The organism is Stenotrophomonas sp. CFBP8994, from assembly GCF_034044835.1.
In the GTDB taxonomy this organism is placed as follows: Bacteria; Pseudomonadota; Gammaproteobacteria; order Xanthomonadales; family Xanthomonadaceae; genus Stenotrophomonas; species Stenotrophomonas rhizophila_A.
Genome location: NZ_JAXCWT010000003.1, coordinates 710,170 through 727,178, shown reverse-complemented (window position 1 = coordinate 727,178; position 17,009 = coordinate 710,170). Strand labels below are relative to the sequence as shown.

General features: G+C 66.6%; 16 protein-coding genes. 10 read left to right on the top strand and 6 right to left on the bottom strand.

Translation table 11 applies throughout. From position 1 onward, the window contains the following. Positions 1 to 28 precede the first annotated feature (28 nt). The 5 genes from SOM39_RS11740 (at position 29) to SOM39_RS11720 (ending at position 5,010) form a co-directional block, all read left to right on the top strand. The gene (locus SOM39_RS11740; protein ID WP_068848627.1) at positions 29 to 1,129 is read left to right on the top strand and encodes an AI-2E family transporter; all 1,101 of its coding nucleotides are present in this window, start codon (positions 29 to 31) and stop codon (positions 1,127 to 1,129) included. Positions 1,130 to 1,138: 9 nt separating this feature from the next. Beyond that, positions 1,139 to 1,849: an HAD family hydrolase gene (locus SOM39_RS11735; RefSeq protein WP_095362592.1), complete on the top strand. Its 711-nt coding sequence runs from the start codon at positions 1,139 to 1,141 to the stop codon at positions 1,847 to 1,849. Positions 1,850 to 1,872: 23 nt separating this feature from the next. Further along, a complete protein-coding gene (locus SOM39_RS11730; RefSeq protein ID WP_320458439.1) occupies positions 1,873 to 3,240 on the top strand; it encodes a leucyl aminopeptidase family protein in 1,368 nt (455 codons plus the stop codon). A gap of 137 nt (positions 3,241 to 3,377) precedes the next feature. Then, positions 3,378 to 4,478 (top strand): catalase family peroxidase, encoded by a 1,101-nt coding sequence (locus SOM39_RS11725; protein WP_320458438.1) that lies wholly within the window; start codon positions 3,378 to 3,380, stop codon positions 4,476 to 4,478. Beyond that, complete coding sequence (locus SOM39_RS11720) at positions 4,468 to 5,010, top strand: cytochrome b (protein ID WP_184126126.1); 543 nt, start codon at positions 4,468 to 4,470, stop codon at positions 5,008 to 5,010. Before SOM39_RS11725 ends, SOM39_RS11720 begins: the two co-directional genes overlap by 11 nt. A gap of 57 nt (positions 5,011 to 5,067) precedes the next feature. Here the strand turns inward: SOM39_RS11720 and SOM39_RS11715 are convergent, their stop codons facing one another. Beyond that, positions 5,068 to 5,670 carry a response regulator transcription factor gene (locus tag SOM39_RS11715; protein ID WP_068848617.1) on the bottom strand — a complete coding sequence of 201 codons (603 nt, stop codon included), beginning with the start codon at positions 5,668 to 5,670 and terminating at the stop codon, positions 5,068 to 5,070. After that, entirely contained in the window at positions 5,667 to 6,857 is a 1,191-nt protein-coding gene (locus tag SOM39_RS11710; RefSeq protein ID WP_320458437.1) for a sensor histidine kinase, read from the bottom strand. The genes SOM39_RS11715 and SOM39_RS11710 overlap by 4 nt, the downstream gene beginning before the upstream one ends. Positions 6,858 to 7,100: 243 nt before the next feature. On the opposite strand from SOM39_RS11710, the gene SOM39_RS11705 reads away from it, so the two are divergent. From SOM39_RS11705 to SOM39_RS11690, 4 genes are all read left to right on the top strand, one after another. Next, positions 7,101 to 8,345, top strand: coding sequence for an efflux RND transporter periplasmic adaptor subunit (locus SOM39_RS11705; RefSeq protein WP_320458436.1), 1,245 nt, complete (start codon positions 7,101 to 7,103; stop codon positions 8,343 to 8,345). A gap of 120 nt (positions 8,346 to 8,465) precedes the next feature. Beyond that, positions 8,466 to 9,155 carry an ABC transporter ATP-binding protein gene (locus tag SOM39_RS11700; RefSeq protein ID WP_068848611.1) on the top strand — a complete coding sequence of 230 codons (690 nt, stop codon included), beginning with the start codon at positions 8,466 to 8,468 and terminating at the stop codon, positions 9,153 to 9,155. 14 nt (positions 9,156 to 9,169) lie between these two features. Continuing rightward, entirely contained in the window at positions 9,170 to 10,327 is a 1,158-nt protein-coding gene (locus SOM39_RS11695) for an ABC transporter permease (protein WP_068848609.1), read from the top strand. An 11-nt stretch (positions 10,328 to 10,338) separates the two neighbouring features. Continuing rightward, positions 10,339 to 11,649, top strand: a complete 1,311-nt coding sequence (locus SOM39_RS11690; protein ID WP_320458435.1) for an ABC transporter permease — start codon at positions 10,339 to 10,341, stop codon at positions 11,647 to 11,649. Positions 11,650 to 11,691: 42 nt separating this feature from the next. Here SOM39_RS11690 and SOM39_RS11685 read toward each other — a convergent pair whose 3' ends face one another. Beyond that, positions 11,692 to 12,552 (bottom strand): hypothetical protein, encoded by an 861-nt coding sequence (locus SOM39_RS11685; protein ID WP_320458434.1) that lies wholly within the window; start codon positions 12,550 to 12,552, stop codon positions 11,692 to 11,694. Between the two features lie 393 nt (positions 12,553 to 12,945). On the opposite strand from SOM39_RS11685, the gene SOM39_RS11680 reads away from it, so the two are divergent. After that, complete coding sequence (locus SOM39_RS11680; RefSeq protein ID WP_320458433.1) at positions 12,946 to 14,478, top strand: MASE1 domain-containing protein; 1,533 nt, start codon at positions 12,946 to 12,948, stop codon at positions 14,476 to 14,478. Here the strand turns inward: SOM39_RS11680 and SOM39_RS11675 are convergent. The 3 genes from SOM39_RS11675 to yedA form a co-directional block, all read right to left on the bottom strand. After that, entirely contained in the window at positions 14,475 to 14,912 is a 438-nt protein-coding gene (locus SOM39_RS11675) for a hypothetical protein (RefSeq protein WP_320458432.1), read from the bottom strand. The genes SOM39_RS11680 and SOM39_RS11675 overlap by 4 nt on opposite strands. Positions 14,913 to 15,099: 187 nt before the next feature. Beyond that, a complete protein-coding gene (gene rarD / locus SOM39_RS11670; RefSeq protein WP_320458431.1) occupies positions 15,100 to 16,014 on the bottom strand; it encodes an EamA family transporter RarD in 915 nt (304 codons plus the stop codon). Continuing rightward, complete coding sequence (yedA, locus tag SOM39_RS11665; RefSeq protein ID WP_320458430.1) at positions 16,011 to 16,913, bottom strand: drug/metabolite exporter YedA; 903 nt, start codon at positions 16,911 to 16,913, stop codon at positions 16,011 to 16,013. The genes rarD and yedA overlap by 4 nt, the downstream gene beginning before the upstream one ends. Positions 16,914 to 17,009 lie beyond the last annotated feature (96 nt).

Sequence of the window (17,009 nt, the reverse complement as noted above, 5' to 3'; positions counted from 1 at the left end):
TGCGTCTCCTCTCCAGCGTGCGACCTGCATGAGCGTTCCTGCGCCCTCCCCTGCCGACGCTCCCCTGCCGGTACCGGTTCCGCCCCCGCCGCGCCCGCGCGCGCCGATGTCGCTGGTGGTGCTGGCCATGCTGGCGGTGGCGTTTACCCTGTGGGCCGCGCAGGAAATCATCCTGCCGATCCTGCTGGCCATGTTCTTCGCGCTGGTCGGCAACCCGATCCTGCGCCTGCTGGGCCGGCTGTGGGTTCCGCGCTTCCTGGCGGCGGTGCTGGTCATCGGGGTGGGGTTGAGCGGCACGGCCGCGCTGGGCGTGCAGCTGGTGGGGCCGGCGATGGAATGGGCACAGGAAGCGCCGCAGCAGCTGCGCAAGGTGGCCCGGCAGGTGCAGAACCTGACCAAGCCGGTGCAGCAAGCCAACCAGGCGGCGGAGAATTTCGCGCGCGTGGCGGGTGGCGAGGGCAGCCGCCGGGTGCAGGTGGTGCGCACCCAGCTGGATGACCCGTACAAGGTGCTGACCCGGGCACCGCGGCTGGCCGCGTCCGTGCTGGCGGTGGTACTGCTGACGCTGTTCTTCATGATCTACGGGCAGAACCTGCAGAAGCATGCCATCGCGCTGTTCCCCAGCCGGCAGCAGCAGCGGTTCACCACCGACATCCTGCGTTCGATCGAACGTGAGGTCTCGCGCTATGTATTGACCATCACCGTGATCAATACACTGGTGGGGCTGATCTTCTCCGGGGTGCTGTTGCTGCTGGGCATCAGCCTGCAGGAAGCGCTGCTGTGGGGCACGGTGGCGGCACTGCTGAATTTCGCGCCCTACGTGGGCCCGCTGATCGGGGTGACGCTGATGCTGCTGATGGGCTTCGTGGAGTTCAGCGACCCCTTCCATGCCCTGCTGCCGGCGGCGTGTTACCTGGCCCTGCACACCATTGAAGGCCAGGTGGTGACCCCGATCGTGCTGGGCCGCCAGATGGCGATTTCGCCGCTGATCCTGATCCTGGCGCTGATGGTGTTCGGCTGGCTGTGGGGCATGGTGGGCCTGCTGCTGTCGGTTCCCCTGCTGGTCTGCATCAAGCTGGTGCTGGCGCGCCTGGACGGCACCCAGGGGTGGGCGAAACTGTTGGAGTAGAATGGGCGGGTGAATTTTCCCGTCCTAGCCATCACTCTCGACCTCGACGACACCCTGTGGCCGTTCGCCCCCATCGGCGCCCGCATCGACCAAGTGTTGTACGAGTGGATGCTCCAGCACAGCCCCGCCACCGCCGCGATGTACCCGGTGGCGGCGATGCGCGAACTGCGTGAGCGGTCCTTCCGCGATAACCCGCACCTGCACTACGACCTGAGCGCCCTGCGCCGGCTCACCCTGCGCGAGGCGCTGGAAAACAGCGGGGCGGACCTGGCCCTGCTGGAACCGGCCTACGAAGCGTTCTACGCCGCGCGCAACCAGGTGGAGTTCTACCCCGATGCGGTGGACGCACTGGCCCGCATCGCCGCCCGGGTGCCGGTGGCCGCGCTCAGCAATGGCAACGCCGACCTGGCCCGGATCGGGCTGGACCACCACTTCGCCTTCCAGCTGGGTTCGCGCGAACACGGCGCGGCCAAGCCGGCCGCCAGCATCTTCCACGCTGCCTGCGAGCGCCTGGGCGTGGCCCCGGCGCAGGTGCTGCACGTGGGCGACCACATCGAAATGGACGTGGTGGGCGCGATGCAGGCCGGCCTGCGCGGCTGCTGGATCAACCGCGTCGAACACACCTGGCACCATCCTTCGCTGCAGCCTGACCTGCAGTTCGACACCCTGACCGGGCTGGCCGACTGGCTCGATGCGAACGCATCGGCACAGACCGCCTGACCACGAACGGAGCACGACCCCGCATGACCCAGATCACCGGCTTCACCACCGATTCGGCCAAGGCCCTGCCGCTGCATGTCATGGAGCGCGAACAGTTCGCGGCATGGCGCTCGCAGCAGAGCCCGGCCCTGGTTGCCTGGCTGGATGCGCAGCACTTCAACGGCAGCGGTGGCAGCGTAGTGCTGCTGCCGGGCGAACACGGCCTGGCCGGCGCCATCGTCGGCGTGGGCGACCCGGGCGATGCCTATGCCTATGCGCACGCCCCGTTCGCCCTGCCCGAAGGCACCGTCTGGCAGCTGGCCAATGCACTGCCGGCCAACATCGAAACCCTGCTGCACCTGGGCTGGGGCCTGGGCAGCTACCGCTTCGCGCGCTATCGCAAGCCCAACCGCGCGCCGGCGCAGCTGGTAGCCAGCCCGGCCGCCGAAGTGCGCGATGTGATCACCGCCAGCCTGCGCGTGCGCGACTGGGTGAACACCCCCACCGAAGACATGGGCCCGCAGCAGCTGGAAGACGCCGCGCGTGAACTGGCCGCCGCCCATGGTGGCCAGTGCGAAGTGATCACCGGTGACGCGCTGCTGGAGCAGAATTTCCCGGCCATCCACGCGGTGGGTCGCGCCTCGCACCGCGCGCCGCGCCTGATCGCGCTGCGCTGGGGCCAGGCCGGCCGCCCGCACGTGGCGCTGGTGGGCAAGGGCGTGTGCTTCGATACCGGCGGGCTGGACATCAAGCCGGCCGACGGCATGCGCAACATGAAGAAGGACATGGGCGGCGCCGCGCACGCGCTGGCGCTGGCCGGGCTGATCATGGCCCAGGAGCTGCCGGTGCAGCTGACCCTGCTGATCGCTGCGGTGGAAAACGCGATCGGCCCGGATGCGTTCCGCCCGGGCGAAGTGATCGCGACCCGCAAGGGCCTGAGCATCGAAATCGACAACACCGATGCCGAAGGCCGGCTGGTGCTGTGCGATGCGCTGACCTACGCCAGCGAACAGCAGCCGGAGATCGTGCTGGATTTCGCCACGCTCACCGGCGCGGCGCGCATCGCGCTCGGCCCGGACCTGCCGGCGCTGTTCAGCAACAACGACAGCCTGGCCCAGCAGTGGCTGCAGGCCGGCGAAACCACCCGCGACCCAGTCTGGCGCATGCCGCTGTGGCGCCCGTACCTGCGCTACCTGCACAGCGGCATTGCCGACCTGGCCAACGCCGGTTCGCGCATGGCCGGCTCGGTGACCGCGGCGCTGTACCTGGAGCGGTTCATTGCCGAAGGCCAGGCCTGGGCGCACCTGGATGTGTATGCCTGGAATGATGGCGAACGCCCGGGCCGCCCGGCCGGTGGCGAGGCCCTGGCGCTGCGCTCGGCGTGGTCGATGTTGAAAACGCGATACGCGTAAAGCAGAACCGCACCGATCCCCGCCCCGGCGGGGATCGTTCGTTGAATCTTGTCGAAAATGTGAATATCCGGGCGACCGGGGTTCTGACACCATGGCCGCACCCACCCCCTCACGTTCGAGAAGGCAGGTAACGGCCCATGTCGCTCTTCCGCTATACCCGCGCCGGCCGTGAGCCGGATGCCCCGCGCCCCCCGCATTCCCCGCTGCTGTGGATCGCGCTGATCGCGTTGATCGCCGGCGTGCTGGTGCTGGCTTTCGCCTGGCTGGCCGGCTGGCTGGGCCGCGACCGCGCCACCGTGCAGACCTTCACCGACACCATCGAAGCCACCGGCGCCAACCACCCCGGTTTCCGCCGCGCGCACAGCAAGGGCGCGTGCGTAAGCGGCAGCTTCCAGGGCACCCCGCAAGGGGCCGCACTCAGCGCGGCGCGGGTGTTCCGCCAGCAGCAGGTACCGGTGCTGGGCCGCCTGTCGATCGGCGGCGGCGATCCGCACGGTGCAGACGCCAATGCGCGCGTGCGCAGCATGGCGCTGCAGCTGGTCAGCGATGACGGCCAGGAATGGCGCACGGCAATGAACAGCTTCCCGTTCTTCGCCGTTCCCACCACCGAGGCGTTCCTGGAACAGACCCGCGCCGGCATTCCCGACCCGGCCACCGGCAAACCGGACCCGGCGAAGATGGCAGCCATCGCGGCCAAGTACCCATCGGCGAAGGCCTTCGGCGAATGGGCAAAGACCGCGCCGTGGTCCACCAGCTGGGCCAACACCACCTACAACGGGGTGAACAGCTTCCGCTTCACCAACGCCGACGGCCACACCGAAGTGGTGCGCTGGAGCATGCGCCCGCTGGCACCGTTCGAAGCCATGGATGCCGAGCAGCGCAAACAGGCCAGCCTGGATTACCTCAGCGATGAGTTCCAGCAGCGCCTGGCCAATGGCCCGGTGCAGTGGGAGATGTGGGCGACCATTGCCGCAGCCGGCGATGCGGTGAACGACCCCTCGATTCCGTGGCCTGAAGACCGCCGCCAGGTGAAGCTGGGCACGCTGACCCTGACCGCGCTGCAGCCGCAGGCCGGCGGCGCCTGCAACAACCTCAACTTCGATCCCCTGATCCTGCCCAGCGGCATTGCCGGCAGCGATGACCCGATCCTGGCTGCGCGTTCGGCGGTGTATTCCGAATCGTTCAATCGCCGCGAACGCGAACTGGCCAGTGGCAAGGAGAAGCGCAATGAGCCGTGATGCCGGGCATTTCAACCTCACCGCGCGCGTGCTGCACTGGCTGATGGCGGTGCTGATCCTGACCATGCTGTTCGTCGGCGTGACCATGGTGGCCTCGCTGCACTGGCGACCGATGCTGGTGGACCTGCACCGGCCGCTGGGCATCGCGATCCTGCTGCTGGCGCTGGTGCGGCTGATCAACCGGTTGCGCCATCGGCCACCGCCGCTGCCGGCGGATCTGCCGGCGTGGCAGGCGGCCGCCGCGCATGCCTCGCATTGGGTTCTGTACGGGTTGATGCTGGCCATGCCGCTGGTGGGCTGGGCGATGCTGTCGGCCGGTGGCTACCCGATCCAGATGTGGAAGGGCGTGCTGCTGCCGCCGATCCTGCCGCACGACGTGGCGTTGTACGCCGCGCTGCGCAGCGCGCACAGCCTGCTGGCCTATGTGTTGTTCGCCACGGTGGTGCTGCATCTGAGTGCAGCGCTGTTCCACCTGTGGGTGCGGCGCGACGGGGTGTTCCAGGCGATGGCGAAGGGCCCGGGAGACCGTTGAGAAGGTCACACGACCAACGGTCGTGTGCTACCGGCTGGTTGTAGCCACCGTGGGTGGTTACAACCATCCTTTCTGCCGGGCCAGGCGGTAGGCTTCGATACGGTTGGCCACGCCCAGCTTTCCGATGCATTCGGACAGGTAGTTGCGCACCGTGCCATGCGACAGCCCCAGCTGGGTGGCGATCTCGCTGGCCGAGCGGCCGTCGCCGGACAGGCGCAGCACCTGGCGTTCGCGGTCGTTGAGCGGGTCGGCCTGCGACCACGCATCGAGTGCGAGCTGCGGGTCGATGGCACGGCCGCCGTGCTGTACCTGGCGCAATGCATCGGCCAGCTTCTCCGCCGGTGCGTCCTTGAGCAGATAACCGCACACGCCGGCATCCAGTGCGCGGCGCAGGAATCCGGAACGCGCGAAGGTGGTCACGATCACCACCTTGATCGGCAGCGCATGTCGGGCGATGCGCTGCGCCAGCTCCAGCCCGGACAGCCCCGGCATTTCGATATCGGTGACCAGGATGTCCGGCTGCAGCTGCTGCAGCATCCGCCAGGCCGCCTCGCCGTCAGCGGCGGCACCCAGCACGTCGATATCCGGCTCCAGCCCGAGCAGCGCCGACAGCGCGCCGCGCACCATCGCCTGGTCTTCGGCCAATACGATGCGGATCATGGCAGTGCCTCATTGGTCAGTGGGGTCGCACTTGGCGCCGTGGCGACCGCGGCGGTCCTGGCCGGTAGCGGCACCCGCACCACCACCGTGGTGCCCAGCCCGCGCGGGGAGTGCACCTGCAGCGTGCCACGCAACGCAGCCACGCGTTCGCGCATGCCGGTGAGCCCGTTGCCATCGGCCTGCACATCGCCTCGGCCGTCATCGCGGATCTGCAGGCCCAGGGTGCGCCCGTCCTGGCTGAACTCGACCCAGGCCTGGTGCGCGTCGGCATGTCGCACGATGTTGGTGGCCGCTTCGCGCAGCACCAGCGCCAGGCCGCGTTCGATCTCCGCCGGCATCGGCGGCGGCGGGCTGTAGTGCAGGTGCACGTGCTGGCATTCCAGCAGCAGCCGTGCGGCCGCCAGTTCCGCGGCAAGATCGCTGGCACGGATGCCGGTCACGGCGCTGCGCACTTCAGACAATGCCTGCCGCGCGATGGCTTCGGCTTCGGTCACCTCCAGCCGCGCGCGTTCGGGATCGCGGTCGAACAGCTTGCGCGACAGCTCCAGCTTCAGGGTGATCAGCGACAACGTGTGACCGAGCAGGTCGTGCAGGTCGCGGCCGATGCGCTCGCGCTCGGCGGTGGCGGCCAGCCGTCGCACTTCGTCCTGGGACAGCTGCAGGGCCGCATCGCGATCCTTGTTGGTGCTTTCCACGTTGATGATGACGCCGATGATGAACGCCATCGACGGAATCCACACCACCAGCTGCCAGTGGTAACCCACCCACAACGCAATGGCCACGAACACCGCGTTCAGCGCCGCCAGTTGCGCCAGATAGCGCCACGCACTGCCGGTGCGGCACACCCGCAGGGTGACGCAGCCGAAGATGAAATAGCTGATGCCTGAGGGATACCACGGCAGCAGCGCCAAGCCCATGGCAACCATGGCCAGCGCGTAACGCGGCGCGTGCCGGCGCGGCGACAGCAGCTGGCGGGCGTACAGCGCCAGGAACACGGGGTAGGTCAGCAGGGTGAGCCACAGCCACAGCAGGCTATAGCCGCCGCCGAACATCGGGGTGAGGAACACCCAGCCGGTCCACAACAGGTGCACCGCGTCGGACCAGGCCGGCTTGCCGGCGCGCAGGTTGTCGGCAACGGCCGAATCCGGGGCGGGTCGCAGAAGGGAGGAAAGCCAGCGGGGCGGCATGGTGGATTCCCGGTCGTGGGGGCGAGGCGCGATCATGGCAGTTTCCCGGTGGGGTGCGGCATACCCATACGATCCCGGGTCGGCGATGGCATTTCCAGTACGCCCCATCACCCCAGGCAGGTGACAGCTGTCACTGCACGGAACCGCGCCGGCCGGGCATCCTGTGCCCCAGCCGGCCCCTTCCGGTTTGCCCGTGACTCCCGTTGCGGTCACACTCGGCCCGATTCCACGTCCAGACTCACGATGAACGCATCCGCTGAACTGCTCAAGGAACTCCGCATCGACCGCAAGAAGGCCGCCGCCCCGCCGCCTTCGTCGCCACGCCGTGGCCTGTGGATCGTGCTCGCCATTGTCGCGCTGCTGGTCCTGGGCGGTATCGCCTGGGTCGTATTCGGCCGCGAACGCCCGATCGAGGTGACCACCGCCCCGGTGGTGGCCATCCAGCAGGGCACCGCCAGCAGCTCGGTGCTCGATGCCAGCGGCTACGTGGTGGCCCGGCGCATGGCCACGGTGTCGGCCAAGATCACCGGCAAGGTTCGCGAGGTGATGATCGAGGAAGGCATGCGGGTCGAAGAAGGTCAGGTCATGGCCACCTTGGACCCGATCGATGCCAACGCCCAGCGCAGCCTGTCGTCCTCGCAGCTGGAAGCGGCCCGCAGCCAGCTGACCGGCCTGCAGGCACAGGTGGCCCAGGCCGATGCCGAAGCCGGGCGCCTGCAGAAACTGGTGGGGCAGCAGCTGGTTTCGCGCTCGCAGTTCGACCTGGCCATGGCCCAGCGCGACAGCCTGCGCGCGCAGCTGCGCACCGCGCAGCGCAACACCAAGGTGGCCGGTGACGCGCTGGCCATTGCCGACCTGGGCGTGGACAACAACATCGTGCGCGCGCCGTTCTCCGGCGTGGTCACCGCCAAGGCGGCGCAGCCGGGTGAGATCGTGTCGCCGCTGTCGGCCGGTGGCGGCTTCACCCGCACCGGTATCGGCACCATCGTGGACATGGATTCGCTGGAAATCGAAGTGGACGTGGGCGAGGCCTTCATCGGCCGCGTGCAGCCGAAGATGCCGGTGGAAGCCACGCTCAACGCCTACCCGGAATGGAAGATTCCGGCCGAAGTCATCGCCATCATCCCCACCGCCGACCGCGGCAAGGCCACGGTCAAGGTGCGCGTGGCGTTGAAGAGCAAAGATCCGCGCATCGTGCCGGAGATGGGCGTACGGGTGAGCTTCCTGGAAGCCGCCGCACCGGCCCAGGCCGCAGCGCCCAAGGGCGTGCGCGTGCCGGCGGCGGCGCTGGTCGAGCGCGACCAGAAGACGGTGGCGTTCGTGGTGGGCGATGACCGGCGCGTGCAGCAGGTCCCGGTGACGGTGGGCGTGGCGCTCAACAACGACCGCCAGGTGACGGCCGGCCTCAGCGCCGGCCAACAGGTGGTCAGCAACCCGCCGCCGGAACTGCGCGATGGCAGCGCGGTCGTGGAAAAGCAGGCGCAGTAAGCAAGGCGGCACCGCGACCGGGTCGCGAGCCGACGATGTGCGATTCCCGTGCCGGCCCGGCGCGCATGCGCGCGGCTGCCTGCAGGGCTTCTTCTTCCACCGCATCACGGAGAACCACCCATGTCCACCCTGGTTTCGCTCCGCAACATCACCAAGACCTACCAGCGCGGCCCCGAAAAGGTGCAGGTGCTTCACGGTATCGACCTGGACATCCAGCGCGGCGACTTCGTCGCCCTGATGGGGCCGTCCGGCTCGGGCAAGACCACCCTGCTCAACCTCATCGGCGGGCTGGATACGCCCAGCGGCGGCGAGATCGAGATCGAAGGCGAGCGCATCGACCGCATGTCCGGCGGCCAGCTCTCCACCTGGCGCAGCCACCATGTCGGCTTCGTGTTCCAGTTCTACAACCTGATGCCGATGCTCACGGCGCAGAAGAACGTGGAACTGCCACTGCTGCTCACCCACCTGGGTGCGGCGCAGCGCAAGCGCAATGCCGAAATCGCGCTCACCCTGGTCGGCCTGGCCGACCGCCGCAGCCACCGCCCCAATGAGCTGTCCGGCGGCCAGCAGCAGCGCGTGGCGATTGCCCGGGCGATCGTGTCCGACCCCACGTTCCTGATCTGCGATGAGCCCACCGGCGACCTGGACCGCGCCTCCGCCGAGGAGATCCTGTTGCTGCTGCAACAGCTCAACCGCGAGCACGGCAAGACCATCATCATGGTCACCCACGACCCCAAGGCCGCCGAGTACGCCACCCATACGGTGCACCTGGACAAGGGTGAGCTTGCACAGGCACCTGCGGCCCACTGACGGAGGTCACTGCGATGAAATATTTCTCGCTCATCTGGGCACAGCTGTTCCGCAGCAAAACGCGGACCCTGCTGACCCTGCTTTCGGTGGTGGCCGCGTTCCTGCTGTTTGGCATGCTCGATTCGGTGCGCGTGGCCTTCAGTTCGGGCGGCAGCGTGGAAGGGGCCAACCGGCTGATCGTGGCCTCGCGCCTGTCCATCACCCAATCGCTGCCGACCCGGCTGGAGCCGCAGGTACGGCAGGTACCCGGGGTGAAGGACGTCACCTACGGCATGTGGTTCGGTGGCATCTACCAGGACCCGAAGAACTTCTTCGCCAACTTCTCGGTGGCACCCAACTACTTCGACGTGTACCGCGAACTCCAGCTGCCACCCGAACAGCTCAAGGCCTTCCAGGACACCCAGACCGGTGCGGTGGTGGGCGAAACGCTGGCCAAGGAGTTCGGCTGGAAGATCGGCGACACCATTCCGCTGCAGGCCACCATCTTCCCGCGTGGCGGCAGCAACGACTGGCCGCTGCAGCTGGTGGGCATCTTCCGCTCCAAGGACCGCACCCTGGCAGCGAATGAAGAGCGCCAGCTGATGATGAACTGGAAGTACTTCGACGAGAGCAACGACTACATCAAGAACCAGGTCAGCTGGTTCACGGTCACCCTGGACAACCCGGACCACTCCTCGCGCGTGGCCCAGGCCATCGATGCGATCTCGGCCAATTCGGACCATGAAACCAAGACCCAGACCGAATCGGCGTTCCAGCAGGCCTTCGTCAAGCAGTTCGCCGACATCGGGCTGATCGTCACCTCGATCATGGGTGCGGTGTTCTTCACCCTGCTGCTGCTCACCGGCAACACCATGGCCCAGGCGGTGCGCGAGCGCGTGCCCGAACTGGCCACGCTGAAGACGCTGGGCTTCAAGGACAGCACGGTGCTGACGCTGGTGATGATCGAATCGGTGCTGCTGATCGGGCTGGGCGGCGCCATCGGCATGGGCCTGGCTGCGACCATCCTGCCGCTGCTGGCGCCGAAGACACAGGGTCTGTTGCCGCCGCACGTACCCACCCAGACCTGGTTGATGGGCATTGGCCTGATCCTGCTGATCGGGGTGGTAGTGGGCCTGCTGCCGGCGCTGCGCGCCAAGCGGCTGAAGATCGTCGATGCCCTGGCGGGCCGCTGAGGAGAACCGACATGAACAAGCAATGGTTGAGCAATCTGTTGTCGGTGCTGCTGCTGGCGGTGATGCTGGCGGTGTGGATCATGCTGCCCTGGCCGGGGGTGCTGGCCGTGGCCGTAGCAGTGGGGTTGTGGCTGCTGTTCACCCGCAGCGGGCGGCTGGCGCTGGCCGCCACGCGCATTGGCGTGGCCAGCCTGCCGCAGCGCTGGGGCGCGTCCTCGGTGGTGGTGGTGGGCATTGCCGGCGTGGTCGGCGTGCTGGTGGCAATGCTGGCGATGGGCCAGGGCTTCCAGGCCACGCTCAACAGCACCGGCGATGACACCACGGCCATCGTGCTGCGCGGCGGTTCACAGGCCGAAACCAATTCGGTGATCACCCGCGACCAGGTACCGCTGCTGTCCACCCTGCCCGGCGTGGCAAAGGATGCGCAGGGCCGGCCGATGATTTCGCCGGAGCTGTCGCAGGTGGTCAACCTGGTCTCCAAGGGCGACGGCACCGACGTCAACGCGCAGTTCCGTGGCGTGGGCGAAATGGCGTGGGCGGTGCACGACAAGGTCAAGGTCACCGAGGGCCGCCAGTTCAAACCCGGCCTGCGCGAGATCGTGGTCGGCAAGGGCGCGCAGGGCCAGTTCCGTGGGCTTGAGGTGGGTAAGTCGCTCACGCTGGGCAACCAGCAGTGGACCGTGGTGGGTGTGTTCAACTCCGGCGATGCCCATGATTCGGAACTGTGGACCGACGCTGAGACGCTGGCCAACACCTACCAGCGCAGCGCGTGGCAGTCGATCAGCGTGCGCACCGCTGGCAAGGCCGGGTTCGATCAGTTCAAGGCCGGCGTCGCTGCCGACCCGCGTCTGAAGTTGGATGTGGAAACCACGCGGGCGTACTACGCCAAGCAGGGCGGCGGCCTGAACACCCTGATCAAGGTGCTGGGCACGGTGATCGGCGCGATCATGGCGGTGGGTGCGGTGTTTGGCGCGCTCAACACCATGTATGCGGCGGTGGCCACCCGCGCACGTGAGATCGCCACGATGCGTGCGATTGGCTTCCGTGGGTTGCCGGTGGTCACCGCGATCATGCTCGAAACCATGTTGCTGGCACTGATCGGCGGTTTGCTGGGCGGGCTGGTGGCGTGGGCCATCTTCAACGGCTACAGCGTCTCCACCATCGGCAGCAATTTCAGCCAGGTGGTGTTCCAGTTCAAGGTCTCGCCCGAGCTGTTGTGGAGCGGGCTGAAGTGGGCGCTGGGCATCGGTCTGGTGGGCGGGCTGTTCCCCGCGCTGCGTGCGGCGCGGTTGCCGATCACCACGGCGCTGCGGGAAACCTGATCCCTGAAACGACCGTGCCCCCGAGGGGGCACGGTGGGTGGATCATTCCGCGCGGCACTCAATCTTTCCAGCGATGCGGGCACACAGGTACGCAACGGTGGGAGTACCGAACGCAGGCGTTCCCGTGACTTTTACGCCCGCCCAGCCGGCCCGCTGCACGAAGTACGGCGCGAGCGCTCGCTCGTAAGGCAACCTGCGCGCGGTGCCGTCCGGATACAGGAAGTCGTCCGCTTTTTCCTGGATCACCCAGTTCCAGTCCCGCGAGTTCAGATACTCCCACTGGCGTGTCTCGTAATCGAAGTAGAACTCGACGTAGCCGAGCGAGGACGCCAGGATCTTCAGCTGCGCGATCAACGGCGACGCGCCATAGGACTGTGATTCGAACCGCAGGATGCGGCCGTGCTCGGCATCTGCGTTCAAGAAGGCGTAGCGGCTTGAGCGGGTGAGCATGCGCCGTACCGTTTCACGCGCTTCCTCACGCCTGGGATTGAGGTCGGAGACGTGATGCCCCCACAGCAGGGTGTCGCTCTGCGGTTGTTCCATCATCACGTGCGGTGACCCCGGTGGCTGCAGCGACACCGTTCCCCACTGGTCAACGAAAGCGCCCCGGACCTCATTGTAGAGCTTCATCAACGCGTTGTACTGCGTGCGTATCCACGGTGCTGGCACGAAATGCGTGGCCACCAGCTGCCCGTTCTCGTTGGTGACGTGAAACCCCTGAATGTTGGTCTGGCTTGCGGCCTGGTAGACGTAGTGCGAGCCGACGCCCAGCGAGCGCGCCTTCGCGTACATCTCAGCATCGGTACACATGTAGCACGGCTGTGCGACTGGATCTTCAATCTTTTCCTGCGCCATGCCCTGCAATGGCAATGCCGCCAACAGCAACCACCCCAGATTCTTCATTACCCACTCCCTGATAGCCCGCACACGCGGGTGGTGTGAGTGCAGCATCGTGGGAGTGTCCAGGGATATCGGAATGGATCGAATTGCGCCGCCAGGTGTGCGCCATCTGAAATGATGCGGTCGGCGCGCCCTGGACCACGACCGCGTGTCGTTCATGCTCGTTCAAACGGCACATTGCGTCAGCCCAGCTGTATCGCCGGCGATGCCCATCTGAGACGCCGATCAAACCAACGCTGTGACGAGGCTCAACGGAATCAGTGAAGCGGCCTCGTTCTTGTCCGAAAATTCTGCAATCCCGTTGCGCCCTCCATCTCCGGCCGCTATTTTCGCGCCCTCGAAAGAAACACGCGCCGCAGACTGAATGCGACAGCGGGAAACCACAGGAGGGTATGGATGTCGCGCGACGGACTGATCACGAAGATTCAGTCGGGGATTCTGACCCTCCCCGCTGGACTCCTTGCAGCCACTCTCTACGCCATCGCCTGCTGGTCAACGCGACAGATCTCACTGGACCAGTTCTTTCTGCCGTCCGGTATACGCGTGGCCGCATTACTGATCACGCCAGTTCGCATGTGGCCCTACCTCCTGCTGGGGGAGTACGCCTACTTCGCCGAAATGCGCCTTCCTCTGGTAGGCACGTACGGGCTTGAATGGGTATTGGTGTCCTCGGCCTATCAGTTTCCACTCGTCGCACTGATCGTCTACCTGCACCGGCGTGCAGTTTCGGGCAAGAGCCAAGCTTGGATGCTCACCATCGCGGCCACGGCGGCGCTCGCTGTCGGCGTTGGGAATCTCGTGCTGATGCATGCATATTGGCAGTCACCACCGGCGGGCGATGTTTTTGTCATTGCCAGCAGGTTCATGCTTGGACACTACGTCGCCATTCTCACCATTGCCCCCATGGCGGTGCTGTGGAGTCGACGCAAGGAGGTCGATTGGCCAACGTGGCGAGAGCCCCCCAGTACAAGCGCGGCCGCCTCCCTGCTTGCACTTGGCGTGGCATCCATCCTCATCCCGGAGGATGCGTACGCCCACAAGGCCGCGATATTGCTACTCATGGTTGCTCCCATCATCGCCCTTACCTGTATCCAGGGATGGTGGGGGGCGGCCATCGGAATGCCGATGATGTACGTCTTCGTACGCATCAGCACGCCAGTGACCGGGCTTCCCGGATCGTTCGACCTTGACTCCTTCAAGGTGCAGTTGGTGACCGCGCTCTCCGGGACGGCGCTGCTCGCGTTGGGCTCGAGGATCACCGACTACTATCATCAGTATCTGCTGCATGCGAAGGCGGGTCGTCAGGCAATCTCCAACGCGCGCGCCTCCCACATCGCCGGTGAACAGGAGTTGCGCAATCGCGTCGACAGCCTCCGACGCATCGGCGAGCGCCTGGATGCGTCGTTGAGCGACACCATCGATTGGCTCAGGAGCAACGGCCACCACGATGTCGCGTCCAATCTGCTCCATGTGTCGACTGTCCACTCGCGGACGTTCCGGGAACAGACCAGCATGGTTTACCCCACCACGATGGAACACGTAGGGTTGTATCTCGCCATCCAGGTAGGCGGTATAGGCGACGCTTGGGACCAGACAGGTCGCCTTGCCAGATCAAGCCTCACCGGCGACCCATGCAGCCTCAGCCTTGATCTGCAACTGACTGCCTACCGTGCATTGACGGAGGCCGTGTCCCTCTTTCTGGAGCACGAGCGCGGCCCACTGAGGATCCGGGCGCGCTGTGGCCAGTTCGGCGCTACCAGGGGCATCGTGATCACTGTCGGCGTCCTGGATTCACGACACCACATTTCGCGAAGCACTATGACCATGGCGATCGGGCGACTCAGCGGTCGCGCCCAAGCCTACGGCGGCACCATTCAGTGCCGCCGAGATCGGATCCGGATGTTCCTCGCCGACTCGTCCACCTGCTAGGGAATATCGGATACACGCTCAACCGACCACACGGTTGAGGGCACGTGACCGCTGACGAGCAGTTTAAACTCATGGTCACGGTAAGCCTCCACAACATCCGCCACGTGTGGGTAGCGATCCTCCGAAGGGAGCGATATCTGCGTGTCGACTGGGCCAGATGGAAGCACCCAGAAGGTGTCGCCTGACTTTGCCAGGATGAACTCGATGGATCCGGCACTGTCACTGACTTGGAAATAGTTGACGGCGTCGCGCTCGAAGGCATGTACGCTCCAACGTCGATCCAGACTCAGATTGGCTGATGAGGGTTGGATCTCGCCCATTCCGCTACGCGCTGGCTTCTGCCCAACACTTGGGCAGCAGAGTGCCCAGGCGTTGAGCGGTGAAGCCATCATCAGGATGAGCGGGCACACGTAACGCGTAGGCAACTTCAACACAGTGGACCTCCAGAGGCTTCATCAGTGGATGCGCGCGATGCTATTTGCGCCCAAAGGCCCACACCATGAAGAATGTCGGAAACGTGGTAGCGCAGACACGTAGGAAATGGCTCCACGTTCGAAGCGCGGCGCCAATGCAGGTCGTTCACAGGCTGCGTAGAGCCACGCCCTGCGTGGCCGCCGGATGTCAGGCCCGCGCAGGTGCCCGCGAGCGCCACAGGCTGTCGCCTATGAACAGCAGCAGCCCGGTCCAGATCGCGGCAAAGCCGATCGCCTTTTCGGTGTCGAACGGTTCGCGGAAGAAGAATACGCCCAGCAGCAGGCCCAGGCTCGGGGCGATGTACTGCAGGATGCCTACCAGCGAGAGCGGAATGCGCTTCACCCCATAGGCGAAACCGATCAACGGCAATGCCGTCACCGCGCCGCCCAGGATCAGCAGCAGGTCGTTGCGCCAGCCCCAGCCGCTGAAGAACGCGCCGCCGTGGCCGTTTTCGCTCCACAACGCGAAGCCGATGGCCGGCAGGAACAGGTACAGGCTTTCGATGCCCAGCCCGGCTACCGGGTCCACCGAGATCATCTTGCGCAGCAGGCCGTACAGCCCGAACGAACAGGCCAGCCCCAGCGCGATCCACGGCGGCGTGCCGGCGTCGAGGGTCAGCCACGCCACGCCGAGTGCGGCGCACCCCACCGCCAGCCACTGCAGGCCACGCAGGCGCTCCTTGAGCACCGCCACGCCCAGCACCACGCTCACCAGCGGGTTGATGAAGTAGCCCAGGCTGGTTTCGATCACGTGCCCGGCGTTGATCGCCCAGATGTACAGCCCCCAGTTGAAGGCGATGGCCATGCTGCTCAGGGCCAGGGTCGGCAGCGCGCGCGGTTGCGCGGCAATCTGCTTCCACCAGCCGGTGCCGTTGCTCAGCAGCAGCCAGGCCACCACCAGCACCGTGCTCCAGATGATGCGGTGGGCGATGATCTGCTGCGAGGGCACCGCCTTGAGCAGGTGCCAGTACACCGGCACCAGCCCCCACAAAGTGAAGGTGAAGGCGGTGATGGCCAGGCCACGGCGCTGTTCCTGCAGGGGCGTCCGTTCCACCGCGCTCATTTGCGGCGGGTCCGTGCCAGGGTCAGCACCAGCACGCCGGCCAGGATGACGCCCATGGCCAGCAGGTCATGCGGACCGAAATGCTCGTGGCCGATCCACGCGCCCAGCAGCACGGCGATCACCGGGTTCACGTAGGCGTAGCTGGCGGCCAGCGCCGGGCGCACGTTCTGCAGCAGCCACACATAGGCGGTGAAGGCGACGATGGAGCCGAACATGCACAGGTAGGCTACGGCCAGCAGCCCATTCATGGTCGGCCAGGTGGTCGGCCGTTCGCCGATGGCCAGGCCCAGCACGACCAGCATCACCCCGCCGCACAGCATCTGCCCGGCGGCGGTCATGAACGGGCTGGGCAGATCCAGGCTGCGCGCCCAGACCGAGCCGAAGGCCCAGCCGATCGGGGCGATCAGCAGCAGCACCAGGCCCTGCGGCGAGGCGGTGAGGCTGCTGCCGGCGTTGAGCCAGACCACGCCGAGGAAGCCGATGGCGATGCCCAGCCATTCGCCGCGGGTGGCGTGCTGGCCGCGCATGGCGCCGAACAGGACCATCCACAGCGGCACCGATGCCACCGCCGTGGCGGCCAGCCCGGAGGACACCGTGCGCTCGGCCAGCACCACCATGCCGTTGCCCAGCACCAGCATGGTCAGGCCCATGATCACCAGGTTGCGCCACTGCCGGCCGGTGGGCGCGGGCATGCCGCGCCAACGCAGCACCGCGTACATCAGGCTGCCGGCGACGATGAACCGGGCCCCGGAGACGGTGGTCAGCGGCAGCGCCCCGCCTTCCAGGGCAAAACGGATGCCCAGGTAGGTAGACCCCCACACCACGTACACCAGCAGCAGGGCCAGGACGACCAGGCCGCTGCGGGGAGCGACCTGCGGAGTTGCGGGGGTGGCGGCCATACGGGACCAGCGGTCGGGGGAGAGGCGATTCTAGGCCTTTGCCGGCGGCCCGGCATGCCCTCTGGTGGCACGCTGTCGTGCTGGACCTAGTTACAT

Excerpts from the sequence above, each read along its gene's own strand:
- SOM39_RS11695 (WP_068848609.1), top strand. The coding sequence starts at position 9,170 with ATGAAATATTTCTCGCTCATCTGGGCACAGCTGTTCCGCAGCAAAACG.
- SOM39_RS11710 (WP_320458437.1), bottom strand. The coding sequence starts at position 6,857 with ATGCCGCCCCGCTGGCTTTCCTCCCTTCTGCGACCCGCCCCGGATTCG.
- rarD (WP_320458431.1), bottom strand. The coding sequence starts at position 16,014 with ATGAGCGCGGTGGAACGGACGCCCCTGCAGGAACAGCGCCGTGGCCTG.
- SOM39_RS11705 (WP_320458436.1), top strand. The coding sequence starts at position 7,101 with ATGAACGCATCCGCTGAACTGCTCAAGGAACTCCGCATCGACCGCAAG.
- yedA (WP_320458430.1), bottom strand. The coding sequence starts at position 16,913 with ATGGCCGCCACCCCCGCAACTCCGCAGGTCGCTCCCCGCAGCGGCCTG.
- SOM39_RS11730 (WP_320458439.1), top strand. The coding sequence starts at position 1,873 with ATGACCCAGATCACCGGCTTCACCACCGATTCGGCCAAGGCCCTGCCG.
- SOM39_RS11685 (WP_320458434.1), bottom strand. The coding sequence starts at position 12,552 with ATGAAGAATCTGGGGTGGTTGCTGTTGGCGGCATTGCCATTGCAGGGC.
- SOM39_RS11690 (WP_320458435.1), top strand. The coding sequence starts at position 10,339 with ATGAACAAGCAATGGTTGAGCAATCTGTTGTCGGTGCTGCTGCTGGCG.
- SOM39_RS11720 (WP_184126126.1), top strand. The coding sequence starts at position 4,468 with ATGAGCCGTGATGCCGGGCATTTCAACCTCACCGCGCGCGTGCTGCAC.
- SOM39_RS11700 (WP_068848611.1), top strand. The coding sequence starts at position 8,466 with ATGTCCACCCTGGTTTCGCTCCGCAACATCACCAAGACCTACCAGCGC.
- SOM39_RS11680 (WP_320458433.1), top strand. The coding sequence starts at position 12,946 with ATGTCGCGCGACGGACTGATCACGAAGATTCAGTCGGGGATTCTGACC.
- SOM39_RS11715 (WP_068848617.1), bottom strand. The coding sequence starts at position 5,670 with ATGATCCGCATCGTATTGGCCGAAGACCAGGCGATGGTGCGCGGCGCG.
- SOM39_RS11740 (WP_068848627.1), top strand. The coding sequence starts at position 29 with ATGAGCGTTCCTGCGCCCTCCCCTGCCGACGCTCCCCTGCCGGTACCG.
- SOM39_RS11725 (WP_320458438.1), top strand. The coding sequence starts at position 3,378 with ATGTCGCTCTTCCGCTATACCCGCGCCGGCCGTGAGCCGGATGCCCCG.